General features: G+C 65.7%; 18 protein-coding genes. 10 read left to right on the forward strand and 8 right to left on the reverse strand.

What is annotated here, in order from left to right:
- Positions 1–142 precede the first annotated feature (142 nt).
- Positions 143–2,374 (reverse strand): HelD family protein, encoded by a 2,232-nt coding sequence (locus ACQE2J_RS08930; protein ID WP_426937463.1) that lies wholly within the window; start codon positions 2,372–2,374, stop codon positions 143–145.
- A gap of 153 nt (positions 2,375–2,527) precedes the next feature.
- Positions 2,528–3,280 (reverse strand): spermidine synthase, encoded by a 753-nt coding sequence (locus ACQE2J_RS08935; protein ID WP_426937464.1) that lies wholly within the window; start codon positions 3,278–3,280, stop codon positions 2,528–2,530.
- A 291-nt stretch (positions 3,281–3,571) separates the two neighbouring features.
- Here ACQE2J_RS08935 and ACQE2J_RS08940 point away from each other — a divergent pair, with 291 nt between their 5' ends.
- Positions 3,572–4,783 carry a DUF4192 family protein gene (locus tag ACQE2J_RS08940; protein WP_426937465.1) on the forward strand — a complete coding sequence of 404 codons (1,212 nt, stop codon included), beginning with the start codon at positions 3,572–3,574 and terminating at the stop codon, positions 4,781–4,783.
- 308 nt (positions 4,784–5,091) lie between these two features.
- Positions 5,092–6,600 (forward strand): RNA polymerase sigma factor, encoded by a 1,509-nt coding sequence (locus ACQE2J_RS08945; RefSeq protein ID WP_426937466.1) that lies wholly within the window; start codon positions 5,092–5,094, stop codon positions 6,598–6,600.
- 143 nt (positions 6,601–6,743) lie between these two features.
- Here ACQE2J_RS08945 and ACQE2J_RS08950 read toward each other — a convergent pair whose 3' ends face one another.
- Positions 6,744–7,589, reverse strand: a complete 846-nt coding sequence (locus ACQE2J_RS08950; RefSeq protein ID WP_425119602.1) for an N-acetylmuramoyl-L-alanine amidase — start codon at positions 7,587–7,589, stop codon at positions 6,744–6,746.
- A 127-nt stretch (positions 7,590–7,716) separates the two neighbouring features.
- Between ACQE2J_RS08950 and ACQE2J_RS08955 the strand changes: the two genes are divergently transcribed.
- On the forward strand, positions 7,717–9,828 hold the full coding sequence (locus ACQE2J_RS08955; protein WP_135541274.1) for a DNA gyrase/topoisomerase IV subunit B: 2,112 nt from the start codon (positions 7,717–7,719) through the stop codon (positions 9,826–9,828).
- A 47-nt stretch (positions 9,829–9,875) separates the two neighbouring features.
- Here the strand turns inward: ACQE2J_RS08955 and ACQE2J_RS08960 are convergent, their stop codons facing one another.
- Positions 9,876–10,769: a M56 family metallopeptidase gene (locus ACQE2J_RS08960; protein WP_425119601.1), complete on the reverse strand. Its 894-nt coding sequence runs from the start codon at positions 10,767–10,769 to the stop codon at positions 9,876–9,878.
- An 18-nt stretch (positions 10,770–10,787) separates the two neighbouring features.
- Positions 10,788–11,150, reverse strand: coding sequence for a BlaI/MecI/CopY family transcriptional regulator (locus tag ACQE2J_RS08965; RefSeq protein WP_135541270.1), 363 nt, complete (start codon positions 11,148–11,150; stop codon positions 10,788–10,790).
- Between the two features lie 245 nt (positions 11,151–11,395).
- On the opposite strand from ACQE2J_RS08965, the gene ACQE2J_RS08970 reads away from it, so the two are divergent.
- The 3 genes from ACQE2J_RS08970 to cydC are packed head-to-tail and all read left to right on the forward strand — an operon-like array spanning position 11,396 to position 17,553.
- A complete protein-coding gene (locus ACQE2J_RS08970; protein ID WP_425119631.1) occupies positions 11,396–12,961 on the forward strand; it encodes a cytochrome ubiquinol oxidase subunit I in 1,566 nt (521 codons plus the stop codon).
- Positions 12,962–12,973: 12 nt separating this feature from the next.
- A complete protein-coding gene (gene cydB / locus ACQE2J_RS08975; RefSeq protein ID WP_135541268.1) occupies positions 12,974–13,996 on the forward strand; it encodes a cytochrome d ubiquinol oxidase subunit II in 1,023 nt (340 codons plus the stop codon).
- On the forward strand, positions 13,993–17,553 hold the full coding sequence (gene cydC, locus ACQE2J_RS08980) for a thiol reductant ABC exporter subunit CydC (protein WP_426937467.1): 3,561 nt from the start codon (positions 13,993–13,995) through the stop codon (positions 17,551–17,553). The genes cydB and cydC overlap by 4 nt, the downstream gene beginning before the upstream one ends.
- Here cydC and sepH read toward each other — a convergent pair.
- Positions 17,528–18,652 (reverse strand): septation protein SepH, encoded by a 1,125-nt coding sequence (gene sepH, locus ACQE2J_RS08985; protein WP_425119599.1) that lies wholly within the window; start codon positions 18,650–18,652, stop codon positions 17,528–17,530. The two genes, cydC and sepH, sit on opposite strands and share 26 nt — an antisense overlap.
- Before the next feature lie 258 nt (positions 18,653–18,910).
- Here sepH and ACQE2J_RS08990 point away from each other — a divergent pair, with 258 nt between their 5' ends.
- A complete protein-coding gene (locus ACQE2J_RS08990) occupies positions 18,911–20,023 on the forward strand; it encodes a ferrochelatase (protein ID WP_425119598.1) in 1,113 nt (370 codons plus the stop codon).
- 64 nt (positions 20,024–20,087) lie between these two features.
- Here ACQE2J_RS08990 and ACQE2J_RS08995 read toward each other — a convergent pair whose 3' ends face one another.
- The gene (locus ACQE2J_RS08995; RefSeq protein WP_135541260.1) at positions 20,088–20,315 is read right to left on the reverse strand and encodes a hypothetical protein; all 228 of its coding nucleotides are present in this window, start codon (positions 20,313–20,315) and stop codon (positions 20,088–20,090) included.
- Positions 20,316–20,599: 284 nt separating this feature from the next.
- Here ACQE2J_RS08995 and ACQE2J_RS09000 point away from each other — a divergent pair, with 284 nt between their 5' ends.
- On the forward strand, positions 20,600–20,899 hold the full coding sequence (locus ACQE2J_RS09000) for a DUF4193 domain-containing protein (RefSeq protein ID WP_135541258.1): 300 nt from the start codon (positions 20,600–20,602) through the stop codon (positions 20,897–20,899).
- A 95-nt stretch (positions 20,900–20,994) separates the two neighbouring features.
- On the opposite strand, the gene ACQE2J_RS09005 is transcribed toward ACQE2J_RS09000, so the two are convergent.
- Positions 20,995–21,450 (reverse strand): DUF3093 domain-containing protein, encoded by a 456-nt coding sequence (locus ACQE2J_RS09005; RefSeq protein WP_135541256.1) that lies wholly within the window; start codon positions 21,448–21,450, stop codon positions 20,995–20,997.
- Positions 21,451–21,514: 64 nt separating this feature from the next.
- Between ACQE2J_RS09005 and dut the strand changes: the two genes are divergently transcribed.
- Together dut and ACQE2J_RS09015 are read left to right on the forward strand one after the other, a co-directional pair.
- Positions 21,515–21,988, forward strand: a complete 474-nt coding sequence (dut, locus tag ACQE2J_RS09010; RefSeq protein ID WP_425119597.1) for a dUTP diphosphatase — start codon at positions 21,515–21,517, stop codon at positions 21,986–21,988.
- A 6-nt stretch (positions 21,989–21,994) separates the two neighbouring features.
- Positions 21,995–22,807 (forward strand): DUF3710 domain-containing protein, encoded by an 813-nt coding sequence (locus tag ACQE2J_RS09015; protein WP_425119596.1) that lies wholly within the window; start codon positions 21,995–21,997, stop codon positions 22,805–22,807.
- Positions 22,808–22,813: the final 6 nt, after the last annotated feature.

Below are 22,813 nucleotides of genomic sequence, written 5' to 3' on the forward strand. Positions count from 1 at the left end.
CGGCCTTTCACATTCACGCTCACGGAAACGGCGGGTCTGAGGCCGAAGAGCGCGTACAGCAACGGCCCCGTCCGAGTCGAAACGCCCACGTGTGAGACCGGGCTGTTCGACTCGGACGGGGCCGAAGCCGATTCGGTGCTGATCAGCCGGCGCGGCGCACGGATTCAGCGGCGAAGAGCTCGACGAGTTCCGTGGTCGCCGAGGCGAGGACGCGCAGACGCTCCGTGGTCCTCGTCAGTGCCACATAGAGCCCGCCGATGCCGGTTTCGCTGCCGGCAGGAGCGATGGAACCGGGTTCGACGATGATCACCGAGTCGAACTCGAGGCCCTTGGCCTGCTGCGGGGTGATGAGGGCGATCTGATGGTCGAGGCCGGTGACCGAACGTCCGAAGTCGAAGTCCGCGAGCACCTCGGCGATGGGGTCGATGAGCTCCGACGGAGCGATGACGGCGATCTTTCCGCCTTCTGCGGCAGCCACTTCCTCAGCGGTCGTGGTCACCAGGGCATCGAGGACCTCGGTTTCGTCGGCGAAGGTATCCAGGCGGGGGTCGACACCTCCCTGACGCACCGATTCGACGAGCTCGAGCTGCGGGAAATGACGGTGGAGGTATCGGTTGGCCAGATCCATCACCGACTGCGGGGTGCGGTAGGAGACCGTGAGCACCTGGAGAGCGAAGCGGTCTCCGACGAACTCGGAGAGGATCGAGGACCAGGTGCGGGCGTTGTCGACCTGCGAAGACTGCGCGAGGTCACCGACGACGGTCGCCGATTTCGAAGGAACCCTGCGGAAGAGCACCCGCCACTGCATGGGGGAGAGCTCCTGGGCCTCATCGACGACGAGGTGACCGTACGTCCACTCTCGGTCCTCCAGAGCGCGTTCGGCCAGGGTCATCGTCGGACCCTGCTCCTCCCACCGTTCGGCGAGCATCTCAGCGGTGACCATTCCGCCGGTCTCGGTCATATCCACGACGGCCTCGGCGTAGTCGCGGGCCGCATCGTCGCGGGCCTGGGTCTGCTGCGGGCTGGAGCCGAGGAGTTCGGCCAGCTCATCGAGCAGCGGGACATCCTCGACGGTGAATTCCTGCTGACGGTGCTCGAGCAGGGTCGACTGCTCGGCCGGGGTGAGGAGCCTGCCGGCGGCGGCACGCAGCTTGTGCGGTTTGCCCAGCAGGGCGCGCAGCGCACCGGCGGGACCGATGGGGAACCAGGCGAGATTGAGGGCACGACGGACGTCGACGCTCGACCTCAGCTCCTCCAACAGCTCGGGCAGGCGCTCACCGGCGGCATCGAGGCCCATCTCGCGGGCGAGATCCTCGGCGAGGATCTTCAGCAGACCGGTGACGAATCCCGTGCGAGCCGCGTTGTGCGCATCTCCGCTGCGCTGTGCTCGGTCGCGGGCCGACCGGACGTCCTTGCGTCGCAGCACGATGGTGTGCGAACCGACGCGCAGCTCCTCGTCGTGCTCGGGCATCCGCTGATAGTTCGCGATGTGATTCTTCAGGATCGTGGCCATGACGCCGCGGCCCTTGATCTCCGCGACCGCCGGATCGTCGGTGGCATCGGTGTCGAGTCCGGGGTAGAGCTGACCGGGGGTGAGGAGGACGGCTCCGGTCTCGCCGAGGCTGGGCAGCACCTTCTCGATGTACTTGAGGAACACCGTCGACGGACCCACGAGGAGGACACCCGACTTGGCGATCCTCTCTCGGTGGCGGTAGAGGAGGAACGCGGCACGGTGGAGGGCGACCGCGGTCTTCCCCGTGCCCGGACCGCCTTGGACGACGAGGAGGCCGGAGAGCGGCCGGCGGATGATGGCGTCCTGCTCGGCCTGGATGGTGGCGACGATATCGCCCATCCGGCCGGTGCGATGACTGGACAGAGCCGCCAGCAGGGCTCCTTCGCCCTGCAGGTTCGACCGCTGATCATCGTCGAGGGCCTCGATGTCGAGCACATCGTCCTCGATCCCGGTGACCTTCCGGTTGGCGGTCACGAGGTGACGGCGGCGGGCGACGCCTTCGGGGGTGGCCGCGGTCGACTGGTAGAAACGCTCCGCGGCCGGTGCTCTCCAGTCGATGAGGATCTGCTGACGCTGCGCATCGGTGAGACCGATGCGGCCGATGTAGGTGGGGTCGTCCTCGTCGACGAGGTCGAGGCGACCGAAGCACAGTCCCTCCTCGGCGCCGTCGAGGCGGATGAGCTGATCTTCGTACAGGGTGGCGAAGGCATCACGTTCGGTGCGGTGCTGGTGGTTGCCTCCGACCTCGGAGATCCTCACGGTTCCGAGGCGCGCTGTCGTCTCCTCCCGCAGCTCATCGAGTCGGGCATAGAGCTCGTCGAGCTTGGCCTGCTCGACGCGAATTTCTGAAGTTTCGGTCATCTCACCTTCTTGGGTCGGCATTCAATTATGCCGAACTTTCCTCGGTGTCTGTAGTCGCAGGGTCATTTCGGATCGGGGCGTACCTCACATTCCCCACCAGGACGGGTGGTCAGGACCGCAACGGGGCCGGTTCGCCGTCGGAGTCTCACGAGTTCACAGGCCCAGGCGGGAACGCAGACCCTTTCCGGACAGGAACGTCGCGACCGAAGCGGCTGTCCGCAGACTGCGGTCGAGTCCGGCCGTATCCAACGGTGTGTTCGATGCGAGCACGACGACGTTGCCGCGCCGACGTCCCTTGAGGATCGCCGGTTCCGTGGCCGCGGCGAGGTGCGCGAAATGCTCCCCCAAAGCATTGAGCTCGGATTTCAGCACCCCATGGTCACCGGAATCGGGGACATTGGCGACATAGAGACCGGAGTCCTTGACCGCCTCGGCGCAGGACGCGAAGAAGTCTGGGCTCTGCAGGGCCGGGGGCACCGAATCGTGGTCGAAGGCGTCACGGACGAGGACATCGAGGGTGTCGGGCCGGAACGTCCCGATCTCCGCGGCCCCGTCACCGGCTCGCAGGGCCAGGGCGGGGGAGCGGGGCAGATCGAACCACTCGCGTACGAAGCCGAGCAGCGCCGCGTCGATGTCGATCGCCGTCTGCTTCGATCCCGGCCGCGTCGCGTCGAGCGCACGCGCGAGCGCGCAGCCGGCCGCACCGATATGCGCGGCCCGCAGAGACCCGGCGGGGAGGACGACGTCGATCGCGCGGCGCATCCAGTCGAGGTACTCGAAGTCCAGGCGGGTGGGATCACTGAGGGTGATCGACGACGAGGGAACGCCATTGACGTGGAGGACATAGGAATCGGCCTCCCCGTCGAGCTTCTCCAGGCGGGCCGTCCCCGTCGAGATGTCGACCACTTGGGACCCCGGTGCTGTGTAAATCCGTCTCTTCGCCACCCCTCACTTGTATGTCAGTGGAGCCCGCGTGGCAATTCGGTCCGAATCCGCGTGGGGACGAAGGCCGCGACTCGGACACCGGGGGCCTGTGGATCGCTTCCCGCTGTCCACAGCCACGGGAAGAGGTCTGGTCGTCGGCAGAGCCGATCGGATGGAGTGGAAGCTCGACCGCACCAACGAGTTCGGACCGCACCATCGAGCTCGGACCACACTGCCAGACCACAACGAGGACACAACAGGCGAGGACAGATCATGAGAACACCAGCCCGCTCACCAGAAGACATCATCGGAATCATCCCCCACACTCTCGGCTACACGCCTCGCCGCAGTCTCGTGGCGCTCATCGTCGGCACCGAGACCGGTGGGACCCAGACGAGTTCGACGACCCTGCGTACCGACTTCGACCGGGAGACCGCGGCGCGGATCATCTCCGAAGGAGGAACCTGGTATGCGGATCTCGTCTCCCGCGCCTGCGCAGTGACCGGCATCTTCTTCGTTCTCTACGATGACGACTACGAACCGGTCGACGAGTGCAAACCGACCGGCGGCTGCGGACCGACCGGCGACCTCGGCGCCGCCGGCCGGGACGACGAATACGCCGCGGTCCATCGCAGCCTCATCCGTGCCGCCATCGACGAGCTGGCACTAACCTTCGACGCCAGAGGGATCGACACACTCAGCGCCTGGTGGGTGAGCAGGGACCGATTCGGGCGCATCGACCACGACGGATACGACAGCACACCCCTGATCGCAGCGACCACCTCGGCGTGTGCGACGGAACTTGTGGCCGGCGGATCCAATCCGGTCAGCGCCCCCGAAGAGCTCGTCATCGCTCCGCTGTCGGCCGAAGCCTTCGCCGACAGCAGGCGCGGACGCGAAGAGGAATGGATGGGCATGGGGGAGGCCTTCACGATCTTCGCCGAACTCTATCCCCGCCTGAACGCGATGCGCGACGGTGAGGAGCCCCTCGACATCGCCCGGCTGCAGGCCCTCATGGAGCTGCCGACAGTGATGGCCCTAGACACCCTCCTCGCCGAGAAATGGTCGAGGGACGCACTCGAGATGATCCTCAGCTTCGACCACCCGGACTTCCCGCCCGCTCGCGTCCTCGACGCCGACGGCGACCGACTGCGCGAACTCTGCTGGGACTCGAGTCGCCGGGCCGACGCGGCGCGGGAGCTCATCGGGCTCTCCGAACGTGCTCCGCACCCGCGCGATGTGCTGCTGTCCATCGCCTTCCTCAAGGAATACCTGCCGGTCGGTCACCCCCAGGTGCGAGCCACGGCATATTCGGTCATCGCATGGTTCGAATGGGCACTGGGCGGGTCGACGATGGCAGAGAACTACGCTCTGGCCGCCCTCGACCTCGAACCCGAGCACGGGCTGGCCGGGCTCATCGCGAACGCTGTGAAGAGGGGCTTCCTGCCGCGCTGGCTCATGGACACCGAGGGCGCACCCCTGTGAACGGGCGCACCGGCGCGGAGGAACGACCAGCGCGGAGGAAAGCCGGCGCGGAGGAGCGACCGCCGCACAGGAAAGTCCGGCGCCGACGACAGACCGGCGCGGAGGAAAGAGGGAACAGAACCGACGGGCGCGGTGTTCGCCCAGACAGAGCGTCGGCACGGTGCCCGGGACTTGCGCAGCCCCGATTCGCAATGCCGGGAATAACGTGCGAAAATTAGGCGTTGACCCAGTCATAGCATGATGGGCGGACTCTGCGTTCGCTCCGGACCGTACTCGGACCACTTGACTTGGGTCTTAGTACTGTCCGAATGCATGGGGAAGTTTCAACGCTCGCGAAAGGTGAACACGTGCCGAGAGTCGACAAGGAAACCACAACGGTGACAGAGAAGTCGGAGGGAACGGCCGGCAAGACCTCGACCGGTGGATCCAAGACCACTGCGGCGTCGAAGTCCACCGCGAAGAAGACGACGAAGGCGTCGACCACCGCCGGAGCGAAGAAGGCGACGACGAAGGCGACCGCGGCGAAGGTTGAGAAGGCCGCGCAGGCCAAGACCACCGCCACGAAGAAGCCGGCCGCTGCGAAATCCGCCGCGACGAAGACCACGGCAGCGAAGGCCACTGCGGCCAAGTCGACCGCGGCACCGAAGAAGACCACCACGAAGGCGGCCGCAGCCAAGGACGCGAAGAAGGCGACCAAGGCGAAGAAGACCGTCGAAGACATCGACACCACCGAAGAGGTCGAGCCGGCCGCGGACGCACTCGCCACCGAGGAGAGCCCCGCGGAGGCGACCGAGACGAAGAACTCGGAGGAGAAGGAGAAGAACGCAGCCGTCGCCGAAGCCGGCGGCTTCATCGTCTCCGACGCCGACGAGGAAGACGCTCCTGCACAGCAGGTCGTGTCCGCAGGTGCGACCGCGGACCCCGTCAAGGACTACCTCAAGCAGATCGGCAAGGTGGCCCTGCTCAACGCCGCCGAGGAGGTCGACCTGGCCAAGCGGATCGAGGCCGGCATGTACGCCGAGCACCTCCTCGACGCCGGTGAGGTCAGTGATCCGCGCGAGACGATGGACTACAAGTGGATCATCCACGACGGTCGGATCGCGAAGAACCACCTCCTCGAAGCCAACCTCCGCCTCGTCGTGTCCCTGGCCAAGCGCTACACCGGACGCGGCATGCTGTTCCTCGACCTCATCCAGGAAGGCAACCTGGGCCTCATCCGCGCCGTTGAGAAGTTCGACTACACCAAGGGCTTCAAATTCTCGACCTATGCCACGTGGTGGATCCGCCAGGCCATCACCCGCGCCATGGCCGACCAGGCTCGCACCATCCGCATTCCCGTGCACATGGTCGAGGTCATCAACAAGCTCGCTCGTGTGCAGCGCCAGATGCTCCAGGATCTCGGACGCGAACCGACCCCGGAAGAGCTCGCGAAGGAACTCGACATGACGCCCGAGCGCGTCGTCGAGGTGCAGAAGTACGGGCGTGAGCCCATCTCGCTGCACACGCCCCTGGGCGAAGACGGCGATTCGGAGTTCGGCGACCTCATCGAAGACTCCGAGGCGGTCGTGCCCTCGGACTCGGTGAGCTTCACACTCCTGCAGGAGCAGCTGCATTCGGTCCTCGACACGCTCTCCGAGCGCGAAGCCGGTGTCGTGTCCATGCGCTTCGGACTCAACGACGGACAGCCGAAGACCCTCGACGAGATCGGCAAGGTCTACGGGGTCACCCGTGAACGCATCCGCCAGATAGAGTCGAAGACGATGGCGAAGCTGCGCCACCCGTCACGCTCGCAGGTGCTGCGCGACTACCTCGACTGATGAGCGGCTGAGCCCGCCCACACGAGACCGCACGCCCCGGGGACGCCCCTCGGGGCGTTCGGCGTCCGAGGGCCCTGTTCGCGAAGCCAGAACCCGGCGACCTCGGTGAAGTCAGAAGCTGTTGACCGTCGACCTCCGTGAAGTCAGAACCAGTCGACGATGCCGTCGAAGAGCGCCGCCGCGTATTTCGACTGCCCGGACTTCGACTCCATGAGCTTCGCCTCGGCGGGGTTGCGCATCTCCCCGCATTCGACGATGACGGCAGGCACGGAGGCATTGTTCAGGCCCGCCAGATCGGGGCGACGGCTGATCGCATCCTTCCCGTAGGCCTGATTCGGGATGAAAGTCTCACCCATCGCCGAGCCCAGCGACTTCGCCAGAGAGACGGAGGCCTTCTCGGTCTTCTCGTCTTCGCCGGGGTCGGCCACGATGATGTGGAAGCCCCGGACCGAACTCGATTCGCTGCCGTTGGCGTGGATGCTCACGAGCAGATCGGCGTCATCGGCGAAGGTGCCGCGCTCATCCACGCACGGCCCCACCCCCTTGTTGTCCTTGCGGCTGAGCACGACCGTCGCCCCAGCCTGTTCGAGGGAGTGCCGCAGCTTCTTCGCCACCGCCCAGGTGAAGTCGGCCTCCGGATAGTCCGAGTTCGTCGAGGTGCCCGTGGTGTTGCACGGCTTCGTGCCGCCGCGACCATCGGGGACGGCCCGATTGATCTTCGCGGGGGCGGCGGCATTGCCGCCGTTGTGGCCGGGATCGACGGCGATCGTCTTCCCGCTGAGGTCGACCTCGGCCGGGTCACTCGCCGAGGCGGCCCCGGCCTCGGTGCCGGACGTGCGCACGCCTGCCGGTTCGGTCGCTGCGGCCGTGCCGGATGCCGGGGTCGTCGTGTCCGCACCGGGGGTGGTCTCCTCCCCGCAGGCGACGAGACCGGGCAGGCAGAGTGCGGCGGACAGGACGAGGGCGGCAGAGAGAAGGCGACGACGCATGAGCCCCATTGTCTCAGCCGAACCCGGTCGCGCACCGGAAATGAGCGAAACTCATCTCGACACGGCCCGCAGGGAATAGGGCGCAGAGCCCGCAACGATTAGAATTTAATCGAACGAGAGGAAATCTGTGGAAGACGAAAGCTACGGCGCCAGACATCTGTCGGTCCTGTCCGGTCTCGAGGCGGTGCGCAAACGCCCGGGAATGTACATCGGCACGACCGACTCCCGCGGTCTCATGCACTGCCTGTGGGAGATCATCGACAACTCCGTCGATGAGGCTCTCGGCGGGCACGGATCCGGCATCCTCATCGAACTCGCCCCCGACGGATCGGTCGCCGTCACCGACCAGGGCCGCGGCATCCCCGTCGACATCGAACCGAAGACCGGACTGACCGGAGTCGAGGTCGTCATGACCAAGCTCCACGCCGGCGGCAAATTCGGCGGATCCTCCTATGCGGCCTCCGGTGGCCTCCACGGCGTCGGCGCCTCAGTCGTCAACGCCCTGTCCGCACGCCTCGACGTCGAGGTCACGCGCGGGTCGAAGGTCCACAAGATGTCTTTCCGGCGTGGTGTGCCCGGTCGTTTCGACGACTCCGCCGGGACCACGAGTCCGGACAACCCCTTCGAAGAGTTCCACGAGCCGACGGGTCTCGACGTCGTCGGCAAGGCCAAGCGCGGTGTCACCGGCACGCGTGTGCAGTACTGGGCGGATCCGCAGATCTTCCTGGCCAAGGCCCAGTTCGACTATCAGCACCTCGTCGAACGAGCTCGGCAGACCGCTTTCCTCGTTCCCGGGCTCGAGATCCGCATCGTCGACCGTCGCGGTGTCGCCCGAGACGAGACCGGTGCCGTCATCGCCGAGCGCGAGGAGATCTTCAAGTTCGACGGCGGCATCACGGAGTTCGTCGACCATCTCTCCATCGACCCGCCGATCACCGACACGTGGCGGCTGCAGAACACGGGCACCTTCAAGGAAACGGTGCCGGTGCTCGACGCCTCGGGGCACCTCGAATCCAAGGAGGTCGAACGCGAGGTCGGCATCGACATCGCACTGCGCTGGGGTACCGGCTATGACACGAAGCTCAAGACCTTCGTCAACGTCGTGGCCACGCCGCACGGCGGCACCCACCTCGCGGGGTTCGAACAGGCCTGCCTGAAGGCGATGCGCAAGGCCGTCGAGGCCAATGCGCGGAAACTCAAGGTCGGCAAGGACAAACTCGAAAAAGACGATGTCATGGCCGGGCTCACCGCTGTGGTCACCGTGCAGCTGGCCGAGCCCCAGTTCGAGGGCCAGACCAAGGAGGTCCTCGGCACGGCCGCAGTTCGGCAGATCGTTGCCAAGACCGTCGAATCCCAGCTCGGCGATGTGCTCTCGTCGACGAAGCGGGCGGAGAAGCAGCAGGCCGCGGTCCTCTTGGAGAAGGTCGTCGCGGAGATGAAGTCGCGCATCTCCGCTCGCACCCACAAGGAGAACCAGCGCCGCAAGACCGCGCTGGAGGCCTCCTCGCTGCCGGCGAAGCTCTATGACTGCCGCGACAACGGAGTGGAGAACACCGAACTGTTCATCGTCGAAGGCGATTCGGCGATGGGCACCGCCAAGGCCGCACGGAACTCCGACCATCAGGCACTGTTCCCCATCCGCGGAAAGATCCTCAACGTGCAGAAGGCGACCCTGGCGGACATGCTCGCCAACGTCGAATGCTCGGCCCTCATCCAGGTCATCGGTGCCGGCTCCGGACGCAGCTTCGACCTCGAGTCGGCCCGGTACGGACGAGTGATCATCATGACCGATGCCGACGTCGACGGGGCGCACATCCGCACTCTGCTGCTCACCCTCTTCTTCCGGTACATGAAGCCGCTGGTCGAGCAGGGGCGGGTCTTCGCAGCCGTGCCGCCGCTGCACCGGGTGGAGGTCGTCACGAAGCGCGGCACCCCGAATGACGTCGTCTACACCTACTCGGAGGCCGAGCTGCATGCTCTGCTGAAGAAGCTCGAGAAGCAGAAGAAGGTGTACAAGGAGCCGATCCAGCGCTACAAGGGCCTGGGGGAGATGGACGCCGACCAGCTGGCCGAGACGACGATGGACCCGGGGATGCGCACGCTGCGGCGAGTGACGATGGCCGACGCCGAGGCGGCGGAGAACACGTTCGAACTCCTCATGGGCTCCTCCGTGGGGCCGCGCAAGGAATTCATCGTCTCCGGTGCCGCCGTCCTCGACGCCGAGCGCATCGACAGCTGAACCGCCGCTGTCCGCCCGCCGTCGCGGACGATCGCCCGCGCCCGTAATCAGATGCCGAAGGCAGCGGGCGTGAGGATGAGAAGGGTCGGGACGAGCAGCAGCACTGCGGCCAATCCGATCGACATCAGCCGCACGGGGATCCGTGTCGAGTCCAAGGGATGGGAGAGCCTGCGGATGCGCTGTGCCGAGAGGCCACCGCGGTGCTCGGGGTTCATCTCCGCCGCCGACTGCACGGCCTGAGCGAGGATCTGCGGATCCACGCGCTCTCGTGCCTGATCATCGGCCATGAGCTCGATGAGCCGATTCACCGAGTTGAGACCGATCGCCGTGGCAGAGAAGTAGGGCAGAGCGCGGTGCCAAGCGGCGAAGGGAATGACGAGCACGTCGTGCCGGAAGTCCAGATGCGCCCGCTCGTGCGCGATGACCGCGGTGCGTTCGTTCTCATCCAGGGCCTTGATCAGGCCGGTGGAGAGCACAGCCGTGCCCTTCCGCGGTCCTTTCGGCAGACAGTAGGCGACCACTTCGTCGGTGCTGATGATCCGCGTATCGGGGTAGGTCGCCGAGGGCTCGCTGAGCAGGTGGAGGATCTCATCGTGGCGCAAGCGCGCCTTCCTCGCCGAATAGAAGGTCAGAACCAGGCAGCCGAGCAGTCGGCCGATGAGGAGGACGGCGATGATGAGGAAGACCCATGCCACCAGCGAAAGCTGAGTATGGGTTTCACCGCGCAGCAGTTCGAGGAGTCCCTGAGGCAGACTGGTCGTTCCGGGAGCAACGGCGAAAGCGAGTGCGGCTCCGATGAGGGACAGCCCACCGGAGAGGCCGACAGCCTGCCAGAGGACGACTTCCGAGATCGGATCACCGCGAAAGCACGCGAGAGCCGCAGGAATCGGCCATGCCAGCAGAAACGCCAGCACGGCCAGAATCAAGCCCACGATGGTCATTGAGGTGACCGATCTGGGTCAGGACTGCGTCGAGTGATTGCGTCCGAGCAGGTTGCGCAGCGCCTTGGTGTCGGCTTCCGTGACGGTGCCGAGGAAGCGTGCGAGGACGGCCTGACGGTCCGGGGCCTGCGAGAGCATCTCGGTCATCAGCTCCGCCACGTGGTCTTCGCGAGTGGATACCGCGAGGTAGCGATGCGGGCGAATGCTCCGGTCGCGAGTGACGAAGCCCTTCTTCTCCAGGCGGGAGAGGACAGTATGGACCGTCGTCAGAGCGAGCTCTCGATCCGAGAGTACGTCGCGGAGCTCGGCGGCACTCAATCCGTCGTCATGGACCCAGATGGCGTCCATGACGCTGCGTTCGAGTTCACCCAGTGTTCCCACAGTTCTTAAGTCCTCAGTCTTCTTCGTCGGCCAGTACAACAAGAGTATATCTCTACAGTCTGTCGAATTCCAGGCAGGCGGCTGTGTGGCGCCCGCTGGTCGACACTGGTCTCCCGCGGCAGGGGAGGGGCATACTTGGTACAGGGAATCTTGAATGACGAAACGGTGACGGTGCCGGTTCTACGGAGTGTAGAATTCTACGCAGCGTAGAAACATTGCCGAACCTGAACGGAGAGCCCATGGAATTGGACCCGGTCCTCATCGGACGATGGCAATTCGGAATCACCACGGTCTACCACTTCTGGATGGTGCCGCTGACGCTGGGGCTCGGGATGCTCGTCGCGATCCTGCAGACGATCTACCACCGCACAGGCAACGAGGTCTACCTGCGGAGCACGAAGTTCTTCGGCAAACTCTTCCTCATCAACTTCATCATGGGTGTGGCCACCGGCCTCGTCCAGGAATTCCAGTTCGGCATGGCCTGGAGCGAGTACTCCCGCTTCGTCGGCGATGTCTTCGGCGCGCCCTTGGCTCTCGAGGCGCTTCTCGCCTTCTTCCTCGAATCGACGTTCATCGGCCTCTGGGTCTTCGGCTGGGGCCGGCTGCACCGGGCCGTCCACCTCGGGGCGCTGTGGTGCGCGGTCATCGGATCGTGGATCTCGGCCTACTTCATCATCGTCGCGAACTCGTGGATGCAGCACCCCGTCGGCGTCGAACTCGTCGACGGTCGACCGGTGATGACCGATGTGTGGGCCGTGCTCGGCAACAACACCGCCATCGCGGCCTATACGCACACGCTCTTCGGTGCCCTGGCCGTCGGCGGTTCGTTCCTGCTCGGCATCTCCTGGTACCACCTCTACCATCGACGCAAGGACGGCATCGACACCGTCGGCGCCGACGGCAAGGTCATCGTCGGGTCCACACCCGAACTGCCCGGGCGCGACGCGGCCGACCACACGGTGTGGATCAAGTCGCTGCGCATCGGCGCCATCGTCGGCATCATCGCCTTCGCCGGAGTCTCCATCACCGGTGACGTCCAGGCGAAGCTGATGTTCGAACAGCAGCCGATGAAGATGGCCTCCGCCGAGGCGGCCTGCCACGACGGCACCGAATTCTCCGTCCTCACCATCGCCGACCCGGCGTCGAACGACTGCGACGGCGTCCAGAACATCTTCGAGATCCCCGGGTTGCTGTCCTTCCTCGCCAACGGCGACTTCGACACCCCGGTCCACGGCGTGACGACCCTGCTCCCGGAATACCAGGAGCGCTACGGCACCCATATCCCCGATGACCCGAGATACGGCGAACACGCCGGTGAGCCGATCGACTACCAGCCGATCATGATCGTCACCTACTGGGGATTCCGCATGATGATCGGCTTCGGTGCTCTCGCCGCCGGTGTCTGCGCGATCGGACTCTGGCTCTCTCGCAAGGGCACGGTTCCGCAGTCGAAATGGCTCAGTCGGGGCTTCGTCCTGGCCATCACGGCACCGTTCATCGCGAACTCGGCAGGATGGATCTTCACCGAGATGGGCCGTCAGCCCTTCGTCGTGGCCCCGAACCCCGCCCAGCTCGACGGTGTGTTCATGTACACCCAGGCGGCGCTCTCACCCGAGGTCACACCCGCAATGCTGCTGTTCTCACTGATCAGCCTGACCCTCGTGTACGGGGTGCTCATGGTCGTGGAGCTGCGGCTGCTGACGACCTATGTCAAGGGCGGAGTCGCCTCGGCGATGCCGGAGCTCGCGGCGCCCAAATCCAAACCCACGATCACCGACGACGGCGATGATGTGCTGTCGTTCGCCTACTGAGGGAGAATCACGATGGAAATCCTCGCCACGATCTGGTTCGTTCTCATCGTCGTCCTGTGGATCGGCTACATGTTCCTCGACGGCTTCGACCTCGGCGTCGGCATGATGATGCCGTTCCTGTCCCGCAGCGAACGCGGCAGACGCGTGCTGCTCAACTCGATCGGTCCCGTGTGGGACGGCAACGAGGTGTGGCTGATCACCGCGGCCGGCGCGATGTTCGCCGCGTTCCCGCATTGGTACGCCTCGCTGTTCTCCGCCCTCTACATTCCGCTCACCCTGTGCCTGCTCGGCCTCATCTTCCGTGCCGTGTCGATCGAGTACCGCGGAAAGGGCCACACACAGGCGTGGAAGTCGTTCTGGACCTGGGCGATGGCGGTCGGTTCGGCCGTCACCGCGTTCTGCATCGGTGCGATGTTGGCAATGACGACGACCGGGCTGCCGCTCAACGGCCACGGTGACATCGTCGGCGGTCCCTTCGCCTGGGTGTCCTGGCCGGCTCTGCTCGGCGGACTCGGCGGGATCGGGTTCACCCTCGTCCACGGGCTCGTCTTCCTCGGACTCAAGACGCAGGGAGAGATCCGGGCCCGGGCTCAGCGGTGGGCCGCGCGTGCCATGCTGCCTGCGGCGATCCCGTTCGTCATCTGGTTCGCTCTGTCCGTCACGCACCGCACCTGGCTCATCGTCCCCGTGCTCATCGGGCTCATCACTCTCATCACCGCGTTCTTCGCGGTGCGGGCCGGTGCTGAGAAGCGCGCCTTCGTCCTCCACGGGATCTACCTGCTGACCGGACTCGGCTCGGTCTTCGCCGGAGCGTACCCGAATGTGCTGCCGTCGACGCTCGATGCGGCGAATTCGCTGACGGTGGCCACGGCCTCGTCCTCGGACTACACCCTGACCGTCATGCTCATCGTCACCGTGGTCATTCTCCCGGTGATCATCGGCTATCAGATCTTCAGCTACCGGATGTTCCTCGGTCGCATCGCTGAGACCCACATCCCCGAAGCACACAAGGTGCCGGTGGCGATCCGGTCGTGAGCTCACCCCTGTCGATCCTGCTCGAGCTGCCGAACGGTCGGCGGGGACTCGTGCTCTCGGTGTGCTCCGCGCTCTCGCGGGCAACAGGGATCGTGCTCGTCGCCGAAGCGCTCGTGCGTGCCATCGTCGGCCACAGCGCACCGGGACTGTGGGTGGTCCTCGGCATCCTCGGTGCGCTGCTGCGCGGCGGCGGGCTGTGGCTGGACAGGCGACTGGGCGCTTCCCTGGCCGCCGAATCGAAACGCGATCTGCGCGCGGGGATCCTCGGCACCCTGCTGCGCGGCCGCGGACGGCCGAAGACCACGACAGCGGTCACGGTCACCCGCGGCATCGACGACCTCGACGACTACTTCACCACGGTGGTGCCCGCGCTCAGCGCCGCCGCCGTGGTCCCCGTCGTCCTGCTTGTGCGGATCGTCTTCAGCGATGTGCTCTCGGCGGTGATCATCGCCGTGTGCCTGCCGCTGGTGCCCGTGTTCATGGTGCTCATCGGTCGGTACACGGCCGAATCGACGCGTGAGACGCTCGGTGCTCTGGAACGTCTGTCCGATCATCTGGCCGAACTCGCCGAGGGGCTCCCCGTCCTCATCGGTCTCGGCCGGTCCCGTGATCATGCGCGCCGTCTGCGCGAGCTCGGGCAGCGCTACCACGATGCGAACCTCTCGACGCTGCGCATCGCCTTCCTCTCGAGCCTGGCGCTCGAGCTCATCGCCACGATCTCGGTGGCGCTGGTCGCCGTGGTCATCGGGCTGCGCCTGGTCAACGGGACGATGGATCTCAGTGCGGGGCTCTTCATCCTCCTCATCGCCCCCGAATGCTTCATCCCTCTGCGTGAACTCGGCTCCGGGTTCCATGCCAGCGAGAACGGGCGCGAAGCTCGCGGACGGGCGCAGGGGCTGCTTGCCGAAGCACAGGCGGCGAGTGAGACGCCGGTGCGTGACGAGGGACAGGTGCCCGGCGCTGCACCGGTGCCCGGCGAGGTGGTGTCGGCCATCGGCGAGTCATCGAGCCAGCACGTCATCTACGGTGACGGCACACTCGTCTCCTGGTCGGGCACCATCGACACCGCCCCGGGAGTGACCACGATCAGCGGACGCTCGGGCGCGGGGAAGACCACCGTCTTGAGCGCCCTGGTCGGCAGCCTGCCCGCCGGGGCCCGGACCACCGTCGCACCTGTGTCTGCGGCCTATGTGCCGCAGGCGCCGCGGATGTTCTCCGCCACCATCGGTGCCGAACTCGGCCTGTTCGGACTCGATCGTGAACAGGCACGGGCCGCCTTGGCCGCCGCCGGTCTGCCCACGGAACTGTCCACCCAGACGGCCGCGCTCAGCCCCGGCCAGCAGCGTCGTCTCGCGTTGGTGCGGGTGCTGCACCGCCTCGGCGGGGGAGCCGATATCCTCGTCCTCGACGAACCGACCGCGCACCTCGACGCCGACAATGCCGAAATCGTCATCGCCATGATCGCCGAGGCGGCCGCCACCCATCGTGTCGTCCTGGCCAGCCATGACGAGCGGGTTCGCGCTCTGGCCGAGACCGAGATCCGCCCGGAGAAGACCCCGGCGGCAGAGAGAACAGATGCCGAAGCGCAGGCGCACGTGCGCACCGGTGCCAGAGGTACGGTCGCCGAAGCGGACGCGAGCATCCAGGATTCGCCGCAGGCGGTCTGCGCCGGTGGCGACGGCGTCAGTGAATCCTCGTCCTCGCGGGGACCGGAGTCCGCAGGGGAGGCGGTCTCGAAGCGCGGTTCGGAGCCCGACTCAGAACTCGGCGAGGAGTCTGCTTCGGAAATCCCGCCCGCCTCGGAACCGTGGCCGGCTGCGCTGCGGAGGCGATGGTCGATCCTCTCCTCGAGCCTGCCGCTGTTCACTCCGTCGATGCTGCTCGCCGCCCTCACGGCCTGTGCCTCGAGCCTGGCGGCCATCGCCCTGACCGCGGTCTCGGCCTGGCTCATCGTCGAAGCCTCGTACCAGCCGCCGATCATGCTGCTCATGGTCGCCATCGTCGGTGTCCGGTTCTTCGGCCTCAGCCGTTCAGTGCTCCTCTATGTCAGTCGCCTGCGGCTGCACTCGGCGATCTTCGCCGCGCTCACCCGACTCCGCACCACCGTGTGGGAGCATTTCGAATCCGTGGGCATGAGCGACCGGAGACTGCGCACCTCGGACTCCGCCCTGCGGGCCATGGTCGCCGACGCCGACGATGTGCGCGACCTCGTCCCACGCACCCTGTTCCCGCCGCTCGTGTCCGCGATGGTCGTCATCGGTGTGAGCATCACCGCAGCCCTGCTCGACTTCGGCGCGCTGCCGTGGATCCTGCTGCTCGCCGGGATCGATCTCATCATCGTCCCGATCATCGTCATCCGTGCCGAGAGCAGACTGGCACGCGGCATCCGCGATGACCACAACCGGATCCTCTCCCTGCTCACCAGGGCGCTGAGCGCCAAAGACGATCTGCATACGAATGGGGCCGATGACCGCGTCCTCGGCCTGCTGGCCGCCTCGGAGAAGAGACTGGCCGCGAAACAGGCCGCCTCGGCACGGAATTTCGGACTGGCCCAGGTATGGCTGCAGCTGAGTACCTTCGCCACAGCTCTGGTGCTGGCAGTGACGTCGGAGACTCCGACGGAGATCCTCGCAGTCCTGACCCTCATGGCGCTCGGGCTCAACGACGTGTTCGCCTCCGCACTCGAGGCATTCCGGCAGCTGCCGGGACTGGCCGCGGCACTCGACGCGCTGCCGGCTGCACAGCGCGGCACGAGGGCCCGGCAGCCGCGGGCTTCAGAGCCGGAGCGCGAGGACGACACCGCAGACGCAGAATCATCGGCAGCGCCATCGCGGACCGTGAGCGCTCGGGCGGGAATCGAGTCACTCGAACTCGACGGAATCACCGTGGGGTGGGATGAGCAGGCGGTGCTCGAGGGATTTCATCTGCAGGCCGAACGCGGCAGCTGGACCGTTCTGTGCGGAGACAGCGGCACCGGGAAGACGACGAGTCTGAGCGTGCTGCTGCGATTCCTCGACCCCTGGTCCGGGTCCTATACCGCCCGCGACAGCGAGGGTGAGGGCCACGATATGCTCACGCGCTCACCCGAAGACCTGGTCGGGCAGTTAGCCTGGTGTCCGCAGGAAGCGCACGTCTTCCGCTCCACCGTGCGCGGCAACCTGGCGCTGGCCCGGCCGAGCCTGCCCGCTGACGCGGAGATGTTCGAGGCTCTGCGTGCCGCAGGGCTGGGCGAATGGGCTGATGCCGCCGGCCTCGACCGCTGGGTCGGCGATCACGGTACGGAAGTCTCCGGAGGTCAGCGACAGCGCCTTGCGGTGGCGAGGACCCTGCTCACCGGAGCCGGTGTCATCGTCCTCGACGAACCGACGGCACACCTCGACGATGAGACCGCGAGGGACCTCATCGACGATCTGCGCAGGAGCCTCGTGGAACGCACCGTCGTCATCGTCACTCACGACCGTCGACTCATCAACGTCGGGGACACGGTCGTCGATCTGGGCCGGAACGCCCCGGAAGACGGCAGGGCCGAAGTCAGTCCCGCTTCGAGCCGAACATGATCTCGTCCCAGCTCGGGATCGACGCGCGGGAGTTCTTCTTCGCCTTCGGCTTCGCTTCCTTGGCCGCAGACGCATCCTTGTGCTGATCGGAGTGGTCGCTGACACCGGGCTCATTGAGCAGGGACAGCTGATTCTCGTCGTCGAAGACGCCGACCTTCTCGGTCGGCTCCTGCGGGTCGTCTTCCGCCGGTGCGGGATCTTCGAAAGCGAAGACCTCATCATCGGTGGCAGCCTCGGGCTGGCCGGGAGCAGTGTGAGCGCCCTGGGGGTGCGTCTCAGGATCCTCGGTGACCGCACGCAGACGAGTGCGCGGCTCCTCCTCCGCCTCATGATGGCGACGCTTGCGCAGGTTCTCCAGGATCCGCCCGGTCTCGGCCTGGTGGTCGCGGGCCTGCTGGGACGGCGCCGAACCGGCCGTCGGCCGCACGGGTCCGTCTGAGGCGATCGACTCAGACGCGCCCGACTGCGGGAAGACGTCGACCTCCTCGGTGGTGACCTGCCGTTCGGCTCCGGACCCATAGTTCGGGATCGGGCCGGTGTCGGTCGGACCGGAATCGGCGAGCCATTTGGCTTCGTCGTCGATCGGGGTCAGCGAGCGGCGGTAGTAGTGCCAGCTCGCGGTGCGGACGCGGTCGGCGGCAGTGAAGGTGAGCTGGACGTACCAGTTGCCGTCCTGCTGCTTCCAGGAGTCCCATTCCATCGTGTCGATGTTGACGTCGCGCATCGCCAGACGTTCCCGGCACAGCTCGATGAGCGGGGTCGGATCACCGTTGGGATCGTGATCGGAGTAGATCGGATGACGACTGGCCAGGTAGGCGGTACGTTCGCGTTCGGCCATGGCCGGGCTCTCATAGGTGCGCACGTAGTCGATGTCGGCGCCGGTGGAGGCGGCGACCTCTTCGGCGTCCATGCCGCCGCGGATCATGGCCTGGATGTCCTTGGGCCGTACGGGAGCATCGGACTTGGATGGGGTGCGTTCCCTGCGCACCGCGGCGGTGAGAGCCTCGTCGAGGACGACTCGGTACTGAAGCCCGTTCTCGTCGTTCAACAGCAGATGGGTGCCATCTGCGTCGACTCCGTTCAAGATCAGTTCACGCATTGCCTTAAGCTCCTTTGTCGCGTCTCATCTGAATCGTGTCACGTTCGGCCTCTCGCGCCGGGCAGATTTGCACGCGAGTCGCGAAATCACGGGCCGGTTCGGGATCCGTGCGGGTGAAACTGTGAATTCTGACACGCAGGAGCGTCACTTGCCGCCGGCGAGGCGGGCCGCGCCGGCGCGGCGTCTGCTCCGTGAGTGGGGCGCGCTCACTCTGCGGACATCGGGCCGAGACGCTCTACAGCCTGTAAAATCGAAACCGTGAATAAGACTGCACCCATCGATGCCCTGATCCTCATGTCATTCGGAGGACCCGAGGCCCCAGAAGAAGTGGTTCCCTTCCTCCGCAACGTCACCGCCGGCCGCGGGATCCCGGAGGAGCGACTCGAGGAGGTGGGGGAGCACTACTTCGGCTTCGGAGGCAAGTCCCCGATCAACGACCAGAACAAGGCTCTGCTCGCCGCGCTGCGGGCCGAACTCGACCGCCGCGGAATCGACACCCCGCTGATCTGGGGCAACCGCAACTGGGATCCTTATCTCACCGATGAGGTGCGCGCCCTCGCCCAGAACGGTGCCTCCTCGTTCCTCTCCATCGACACCTCCGCCTACTCCTCGTACTCCTCATGCCGGCAGTACCGTGAGGACTTCGCGGAGACGATCGACACGCTCGCCGGGGAGGGGCTCACAGTCTCGATCGACAAGATCCGCCAGTTCTACAACCATCCCGGCTATGCCGACGCCTGTGCCGCCTGCCTGAGGCAGGCCCTGACGGACTTCAAGAAGCAGGTCGGTGAGCTCGACGCGGCCGAACACCGTATTCTCTTCGTCACCCACTCGATTCCGAACGTCATGCAGGATGCGTCGGCGGCGACGACGAACGGCTACCTCGCCCAGCACGAAGAGCTCATGGACCACCTCATGGGTCGCATGGACGAATCCGAGCGCATTCCCGCCGAACTCGTCTACTGCTCCCGGTCGGGCTCGCCGGAGGTGCCCTGGCTCGAACCAGACGTCAACGACCGGATGGCCGAACTCGCCGAGGAGGGGGTCAGCGGTGTCGTGCTCGTGCCCATCGGCTTCATCTCCGACCATATGGAGGTCGCATTCGACCTCGACACCGAAGCGAAGGAGACTGCGGACGAACTCGGGTTCGCGTTCACCCGCGCCGCCACCGTCGGCACTCATGAAGCGTTCGTGTCCGGTCTCGTCGACCTCGTCATGGAGCGAGTCGCACAGCTGCGCGGTGAAGAGGTCGAAGCCCCCGCGCTGCCCGGAACGGTGGCGCTGGTGCCCGGCAGCGGAGCGTGCAGCATCGAGTGCTGTCGCGGTCGTATCGAACGCGCCACGGTCCCGAACTGGGCGCACGCGAACTGATTCCAGAACATGAAGAACCCTCCCTCACCGATTCGGTGGGGGAGGGTTCTTCGTTCTCAGATCCTCAGGCGTCTTCCGGGCTCGGGATGACGGGCAGAGCGCCCGTCTCGGCCTGGATCACCTCGGCGATAGGTCCGGTATCGACGTCGTTGCGATCGGCGAGTTCCATGAGGTTCTGCAGGTCGTCGATGAGATTTTCGACGAGGAAGTCGTCACCGGCGGACCGGGCCTCGTGAATGCGATGACGGACATCATCGATTCGAGTATCGAGCTGATCAGCGAATTCACTCATTGTGGATCCGTCCTTCCTGGGGTCGCCTCCGGTGGGGACGAACCCGGTGTTCTACCGGCAGAGCGGACTGTCGGTGCTGTCCATCACAAGCATTCTTGCAGAGCTTCTCGAGAACTCTATGTGTGATCGACATGTGTCGACAAACTGGTGATGAGAATCACCGTATAGGGTACGCATTCCATCTTGCCAACGGCAAGCATACAGTGCACAATGCTGGGGACACGTCACGCGGAGGATACGATGATCCTCTTCGGCACCCCCTGGACAGAGAGCGATGAGGCCATATGGCAACAGACTACGACGCACCTCGCAAGCAAGACGATGAGATCAAGAGCGATTCGATCGAACAGCTCAAGGCTCAGCGCTCACAGGCGCAGGCAAGCAAGATCGATGAAGACGAGACCGCGGTCGCCGAAGGCTTCGAACTTCCGGGCGCGGACCTGTCGAACGAAGAGCTCTCCGTTCGTGTTCTCCCCAAACAGAACGACGAGTTCACCTGCATGGAATGCTTCTTGGTCCGCCATCGTTCGCAGCTTGCGACCGAAGAGGGCGGCGTGCCGATCTGCACGGACTGTGCAGGCTGATTCGCTTCTCTCCAGATATACGCAACGCGCCCTTCGCAATGAAGGGCGCGTTGCGTATTTCTGACTCTGCGGCAGATGAGATGCCTGCAGTCCGTTCAGCCGTTGAGGGCCGCAGCGAGATCGTCGGCGCGGCGCGTGGACACGAGCCAGTAGGGAGTGGGGTCCGAATCGTCATCGAGATCGATCCGCACGACCGCCTTCGCCCAGGGGCGGATCTTGAGGAATGCTCGCGCATCGAGGTCGACGCCGCGGGCCTGGCGGGCCGCCTCGCCGTCGAAGGCCTGCGCACTCGGAACGAACTTCCGGTCGATATGGGCCTCGCCGACGAACAGCTGCTGCTCCGTGACGATGATCGTCACGGTCAGGGAGGTCAGCCACCATGCCAAGAGGGCGAAGCTGATGATGGGCAGGATGATGGTGCCCACGGGCCAGACGGGGGCGACCATGAGCGCGGTCGATGCCGCGGCCACCACGATGAAGAACCACATGCCGATCGACGGACGGAGTTTCTCCTGGAAGATCACCTGGGTGCCGGATTGCGTTGTTGCCATGTCCCCATTGTCCCACAGCGAAAAGTTTGGCCGCGCTCAGGCTGGAGCGTTAGAGTGCATCTTTGTGACGGAAACCCTGAAGATCAACCTCCAGCTCCTCGACGCGGGCATGAACGCCCCCGCCTACGCGCACGCGGGCGACGCCGGAGCCGACCTGCGCTCGACCGTCGACTTCGTCCTCGAACCCTTCGAACGCCGTGTGGTGCCGACGGGAATAGCGATCGCCGTGCCCGAAGGCTATGCGGCGTTCGTCCACCCGCGCTCGGGACTGTCGAGCAAGCATGGGGTCACCATCGTCAATGCGCCCGGAACCATCGATTCCGGATACCGCGGCGAGATCAAGGTGCCGCTCATCAACCTCGACGCGAAGACCCCGCTGCGCATCGCCCGGGGTGACCGCATCGCCCAACTCGTGATCCAAGCAGTGGCACAGGCTGACTTCGAGATCGTCGACACCCTTGACGCCAGTGACCGCGGAGCCGGCGGATTCGGCTCCACCGGCGGTATCGACGCCGGCCTCAGCGAAAAGGAGAAGTGAGGACTCATGGGACTGTTCTCCCGGTTCAAGAAGACCACACCGACGACCGATGACGATGTCCGCGCAGAAGAAGCCGTCGACGACGAAGAAGAAGAGGAACTCACCGCCGAAGACACCGAGGCGACCGACCTCGAAACCGAGGACGGAGAGCCGGAGGAAGACCTCGACGAAGAAGAGGCGCTGCTGGAGAAGTCCGCACCCTTCGACCGGTCCGAGAAGGGACCGTTCGACATCTCCGAGGACTACCCGGAGCACGATCGCCTCGACCTCGGCGCCCTCAAGGTGCCCGTCGTCGACGGCATGCAGGTGCGACTGGACACCGACGATGATTCGCAGCGCGTCCTCGCCGTCACTCTCATCCACGACGGTGGAGGAATCCAGCTCCAGGCGTTCGCGACGCCACGCTCCGAAGGACTGTGGAACACCGTGCGCCAGCAGCTCGCCGAGTCCGTGACCGGTCAGGGCGGAGAATCGACCGAGCTGCATACCTCGCTCGGGAAGGAACTGGCGATCGAGGTCCCCGCGAAGACGGAATCGGGTCGCCCCGGCAAACGCGCCATGCGCTTCGCCGGCGTCGACGGACCGCGCTGGTTCATCCGCGCCGTGTTCTCCGGCAAGGCCGTGACCGATGATGAGATCCGCGCCGAACTCTCCGCTCTCCTGCGCGGAGTCGTCGTCGACCGCGGTGAAGAAGCCATGGCTCCCAGAGAACTCATCGCCCTCACCGCGCCGCAGGTCGGAAACGACGACGAGGAGGAGAAGGACGAGGACGAGCTCAACCCGTTCGAGCGCGGTCCCGAGATCACAGAGGTCCGCTGAACCGGG

The sequence above is a fragment of the Brevibacterium sp. LE-L genome (assembly GCF_050214925.1).
Classification (GTDB): domain Bacteria; phylum Actinomycetota; class Actinomycetes; order Actinomycetales; family Brevibacteriaceae; genus Brevibacterium.

Coding starts and splice junctions, on each gene's coding strand:
- ACQE2J_RS08930 (WP_426937463.1), bottom strand. CDS start 2,374: ATGACCGAAACTTCAGAAATTCGCGTCGAGCAGGCCAAGCTCGACGAG.
- ACQE2J_RS08940 (WP_426937465.1), top strand. CDS start 3,572: ATGAGAACACCAGCCCGCTCACCAGAAGACATCATCGGAATCATCCCC.
- ACQE2J_RS08945 (WP_426937466.1), top strand. CDS start 5,092: ATGCATGGGGAAGTTTCAACGCTCGCGAAAGGTGAACACGTGCCGAGA.
- ACQE2J_RS08950 (WP_425119602.1), bottom strand. CDS start 7,589: ATGCGTCGTCGCCTTCTCTCTGCCGCCCTCGTCCTGTCCGCCGCACTC.
- ACQE2J_RS08960 (WP_425119601.1), bottom strand. CDS start 10,769: ATGACCATCGTGGGCTTGATTCTGGCCGTGCTGGCGTTTCTGCTGGCA.
- cydB (WP_135541268.1), top strand. CDS start 12,974: ATGGAAATCCTCGCCACGATCTGGTTCGTTCTCATCGTCGTCCTGTGG.
- sepH (WP_425119599.1), bottom strand. CDS start 18,652: ATGCGTGAACTGATCTTGAACGGAGTCGACGCAGATGGCACCCATCTG.
- ACQE2J_RS08995 (WP_135541260.1), bottom strand. CDS start 20,315: ATGAGTGAATTCGCTGATCAGCTCGATACTCGAATCGATGATGTCCGT.
- ACQE2J_RS09000 (WP_135541258.1), top strand. CDS start 20,600: ATGGCAACAGACTACGACGCACCTCGCAAGCAAGACGATGAGATCAAG.
- ACQE2J_RS09005 (WP_135541256.1), bottom strand. CDS start 21,450: ATGGCAACAACGCAATCCGGCACCCAGGTGATCTTCCAGGAGAAACTC.
- ACQE2J_RS09015 (WP_425119596.1), top strand. CDS start 21,995: ATGGGACTGTTCTCCCGGTTCAAGAAGACCACACCGACGACCGATGAC.